A 4615-nucleotide genomic window follows, 5' to 3' on the forward strand; every position below is an offset into this window, starting at 1 on the left:
AGGTAGTTAACTTTGATTGAAAGGACTTTGATATGAAAAAGCAAATCATACTCGTTTGGGCAATGGTCGTGATGGTATTCGTTAGCACAGTGGTTGGTTGCTATGCTGGGAGTGGACCAGAAAAATCTATAGGATCAAGCAATGTCTTAGAAGGCAATATAACGGTTGAGTCAGTAGCGCCTGAAACGCCTGAAGCGCTTACCGTCACAAGTCAAATACAGGATCTGAATCACACAGAAGGTTTTTCTGAATTGACGTACAAAATCGTGGATACAGGCCTTACGAAATTATTTACAGATGTGACTACAGTGACACATCTTGATGAAGGTGATCCCTTCTATGGACAAGATGGAAATTATGAAGGCTACCAACCAAGCTATACGGATAATGGCGATGGTACTGTAACCGATAACGTTACTGGTCTAATGTGGCAACAGACCATGGATTCAAAAATGTCATACAGTGAGGCGGTTGAATACGCTAACAAGTCGAACCTGGGTGGTTATGATGATTGGAGAATACCAGATATCAAAGAATTGTTTTCACTGATTTTATACACAGGGACTTCAGGTGGTGAGCGTGCTGGAACGCCTTTCATTGATACAAACTACTTTGATCAACCCTTTGGCGATACGAGTATAGGCGAAAGAGAAATTGATGCCCAAGTGTGGTCAAGTACCCAATATAGTGGTTTAACAATGAATAATTCAAAAACCTTATTTGGTGTCAATTTTATTGATGGTAGGATTAAAGGCTATAATATGATTGACCCTAGGTCTGGAAAAGATAATGAAATGTATTTTAGACTTGTACGCGGCAATGAGGCATATGGTGAAAATAATTTTGTTGATAATGGAGATGGCACTATTACAGACCTTGCAACGGGTCTCATGTGGCAGATGTCTGATGATGGTATAACGCGGGATTGGGAATCAGCGCTTTCATACTCTGAAAATCTTAATCTTGGGGGCTATGATGATTGGCGTTTGCCAAATGCCAAGGAGCTTCAAAGTATTGTAGATTATAGTAAATCTATGCAATCAACAAATACAGCAGCAATAAATGATTTATTTAACTTAACGGAATTTGTGGATACAAAAGGTGATCCGAATTATGGTTTTTACTGGACGAGTACAACCCATCAAGATGGTGTCAATAAAGCATCAAGTGCAGCATACGTCTCGTTTGGAGAAGCACTTGGCAAAATGCGAAATCAAATAATGGATGTTCATGGTGCCGGTGCTGTGAGAAGTGATCCTAAGTCTGGAAATCCTGAAGATTATCCTCAGTACTTTGGCCCGCAAGGGGATATACGGTATGTTTATAATTATGTCTTATCTGTACGTACGGTAAGTGACGGCGACTTTTAAGAGGCAATTAATTTAAAATCTCATGTAATCGGGTTAATATACGATTACATGAGATTTTGTCATATAAAGTAGATTGAGTCAAAAGCTGTAGTGAAGTGAGTGCTGTTTGAGTAAGCACCACATAAGGGTGAATAATTTATTGTAATCATGACTTGAATTTGATATAATGCTTCGATGTGATATGAATATAGGGAGGTGATAAAATGAACGAATGTATTTGCAGCAGCTGTAAGAATTTAAAAAGTCTTATTGATGAGAATGAGAATGACAATGGTATTACAGAAACTTGTGAATTTGGTTTTCCCTCTGAAGATTGCATAAGTTGTGAAGTTGATCAATGTGATTTGACATGTGTACACTATGAGCAGGAACAAGAAGTAGACTGTGTTACAACATCAAAGTGTTCAAAATGTGGCATGGAAATTAAACATATTTCTAAAGATCAAGAGGCTGGTGAAATTTATTGTGTGGCGTGTTACCTTAGCAAATAGAGAGGGTATTGAATTAATAAAACAATTACGATAGTTGATTTTGCTGGGATATAAGGGATTATTCAAAAATATCAAGGAGGGAAAAATGCCGGAAAGCAAATCTGAAATTATTATCATGGTAGATGAGAAGGACCGTGAACTAGGTCCTATTGAAAAGATGGAAGCACATTATAAAGGCGTTTTGCATCGCGCTTTTTCAATTCTTGTTTTTAATGAAGACAAGGCCCTTTTGCTACAGAGAAGAAGTTTAACCAAATACCATACACCAGGATTGTGGACAAACACTTGTTGTAGTCATCCAAGATATGGCGAAACATTAGAACACGCCATTCATAGAAGACTTCAGGAGGAAATGGGATTTCAGTGTGAGCTTGCAGAGCTTTTTGATTTTATATATAAAATAGAGTTTGATACTGATTTGTTTGAACATGAGCTTGATCATGTTTTCGTAGGCCGTTTTAACGGTGAGGTCAAGATCAACCCTGATGAGGTCGCTGAATACAAGTGGATGGGATTGGATGACATCAAGCAGGATATCGCACTTCATCCTGAAAATTACACCTATTGGTTCAAGCATTTATTTGCGCTTTCAGAAGATAAACTAAAAGCCTTTATTTCATAAAAAAAGCCCTTTCAGGTGTTTTATCAACTGATAGGGCTTTAATTTGATTTAAATTAAGCTGCTTTTTTTGTAGGTTGCTTAGTTTGACTGTTTTTCGCTTTTTCCCATACGAGATAGTCATTAAGCATTGTTAGTGCGCTTTTAACCGTTTTATCTTGAACCTTCGAAGTATCTTTAAGGATACTTGACATTTGCATCAATTGGATTTCAAGATATTTTGGATTATTAAGTTGTTCAAGTCCAGTTTTAGATTTGTTCTTCTTTTTCTTTTTAGCGGAAGCCAAGCTCTCTTTAAACATTAATAATAAGAAGCTGTTTTTCTTCTGCTTTGGAACTTGCTTTGCACTTTCATAAACCTGTTCAAATAATTTTTCAATATTCTTTTTTCTGTAATAATTTAATGCAACAAGTGCTCCGATTGTTACACAAATTACCAAACCCCAAATTACCATACTTGTCGTGTTCATTAAGTTATCTCCTTTAGTAATATGTATACTATTAAAACATAAAATGAGGAAAAATGCACTAGTAAATGGAGAAATGACATCAAAATGTATCATTGGAATCGTCAAATACAAAAAGTATGGTAAACTAAATTAGAAAGCTGAAAGGCTTACAATAAATTGAAGGTTGAGTTGAGATTATGGCACATTTAACTGGGCGTACAGGTTATAAGAACCTAATAGATCGATATAATAAGTTCCCTCAGGGTGCACCAGAATCTGAGGTCTTATATGAAATACTTGAAGTGATGTTTTCACCTGAAGAAGCATCATTAGTTGCTCTGCTACCAATTAAACCCTTCAACGTGAAGGATGCTGCAAAAATTTGGCAGATTTCTGAACCTGAGGCTTTTAAGATTTTGGAGGGACTTGCTGAAAAAGCACTTCTTCTAGACATGAACGACCAAAAAGAACAAAAATATGTAATGCCACCGCCAATGATTGGCTTCTTTGAATTTGCACTTATGAGAACAGGTGGGCATTTTGATCAAAAATTATTGAGTGAACTCTTTCATCAATATCTTGAAACTGAAGAAGACTTTATGCGAAAACTATTATCTCTTAAAACGCCAATTGGTAGAATATTAGTTAATGAGCAAGCCATTCAGTCGGAGGACGAGGTATACGTCTTAGATTATGAACGTGCAACGAAGATTATAGAAAATGCTGAAAGTGTCGGTGTGAGTAGGTGCTATTGCAGACATAAGGCAGAACATTTAGGAAGGCACTGTGATGCCCCCCAAGAGGTTTGTCTTTCCATAAACAATCTTTCTCACTCCCTGTCAAAGCATGGTTATGCCAAGCTAATCAGTAAGGAACGCGCATTTGAAATCTTAGAGGAAGCATATCGACATAACCTCGTTCAATTTGCAGAAAATGTAAAAGATGACGTGGGTTTTATTTGCAACTGTTGTTCATGTTGTTGCATGGCACTTAAGGGTGCAAAAAAAATGGGTGTGCCTCAGACTTTAAGCTCATCTAACTTCATTGCTGAAATGAATGATCAATGTGTAGGATGTAGAAAATGTCTTAAGGTTTGCCCAATGGGATGCTTTTCATTAAACGAAACCGGAAAGATCAACTTCGATGATACACTATGTCTTGGTTGTGGTGTTTGCGAACGTGTTTGTGGTGTTAATGCCATAACCATGATTCAAAGGGAAAAGCGAATATTTACGCCGGTTAATACTGTGCATAAATTGGTGCTGGAAGCGATTGAAACCAATACACTTCACAACCTGATCTTCGACAATCAAGCCATGATGAGTCACCGTTTTATGGCGGCATTCACAGGTGCTTTTCTAAAGCTGCCTCTGGTTAAACAAATCATGGTCAGTGAAACATTTCAATCTAAATATCTGATGAAATTGATAGAGAAAATGTCATAAAAACCCATTCTAATTTATAGAAGGGTTTATAAGCTTTCAGTATAAAATGTCATAATTAAAGAATCTCAAGGTTACAGTATTTGCCTTTTGCCCTTCATGAAGTTCATTGAAGCGGATAGGATTAGAAAACTAATGAGGGTACCTTCTCTTACAAACAGTGGTAAGTTAAAACTCAAGGATACTAAAATTGAGGTAACAATGGATACAAAGTCTATGAAATATCTCAGCTTTATGAAGGTGA

General features: G+C 36.8%; 5 protein-coding genes. 4 read left to right on the plus strand and 1 reads right to left on the minus strand.

Going from position 1 to position 4615, the window contains the following annotated elements:
* The first annotated feature begins 32 nt into the window (after positions 1-32).
* The 3 genes from AC220I_RS18490 (at position 33) to idi (ending at position 2483) form a co-directional block, all read left to right on the plus strand.
* Positions 33-1370, plus strand: a complete 1338-nt coding sequence (locus AC220I_RS18490) for an Lcl C-terminal domain-containing protein (RefSeq protein ID WP_486725341.1) — start codon at positions 33-35, stop codon at positions 1368-1370.
* A 203-nt stretch (positions 1371-1573) separates the two neighbouring features.
* Positions 1574-1861 carry a hypothetical protein gene (locus AC220I_RS18495; protein WP_486725342.1) on the plus strand — a complete coding sequence of 96 codons (288 nt, stop codon included), beginning with the start codon at positions 1574-1576 and terminating at the stop codon, positions 1859-1861.
* Between the two features lie 85 nt (positions 1862-1946).
* Positions 1947-2483 (plus strand): isopentenyl-diphosphate Delta-isomerase, encoded by a 537-nt coding sequence (gene idi / locus AC220I_RS18500; protein ID WP_486725343.1) that lies wholly within the window; start codon positions 1947-1949, stop codon positions 2481-2483.
* A 53-nt stretch (positions 2484-2536) separates the two neighbouring features.
* On the opposite strand, the gene AC220I_RS18505 is transcribed toward idi, so the two are convergent.
* Entirely contained in the window at positions 2537-2950 is a 414-nt protein-coding gene (locus tag AC220I_RS18505; RefSeq protein ID WP_486725344.1) for a hypothetical protein, read from the minus strand.
* Between the two features lie 176 nt (positions 2951-3126).
* Between AC220I_RS18505 and AC220I_RS18510 the strand changes: the two genes are divergently transcribed.
* Entirely contained in the window at positions 3127-4374 is a 1248-nt protein-coding gene (locus tag AC220I_RS18510; RefSeq protein WP_486725345.1) for a 4Fe-4S binding protein, read from the plus strand.
* Positions 4375-4615 lie beyond the last annotated feature (241 nt).

The sequence above is a fragment of the Fusibacter sp. genome, from assembly GCF_057447755.1.

Coding starts and splice junctions, on each gene's coding strand:
- AC220I_RS18490 (WP_486725341.1), top strand. CDS start 33: ATGAAAAAGCAAATCATACTCGTTTGGGCAATGGTCGTGATGGTATTC.
- AC220I_RS18495 (WP_486725342.1), top strand. CDS start 1,574: ATGAACGAATGTATTTGCAGCAGCTGTAAGAATTTAAAAAGTCTTATT.
- idi (WP_486725343.1), top strand. CDS start 1,947: ATGCCGGAAAGCAAATCTGAAATTATTATCATGGTAGATGAGAAGGAC.
- AC220I_RS18505 (WP_486725344.1), bottom strand. CDS start 2,950: ATGAACACGACAAGTATGGTAATTTGGGGTTTGGTAATTTGTGTAACA.
- AC220I_RS18510 (WP_486725345.1), top strand. CDS start 3,127: ATGGCACATTTAACTGGGCGTACAGGTTATAAGAACCTAATAGATCGA.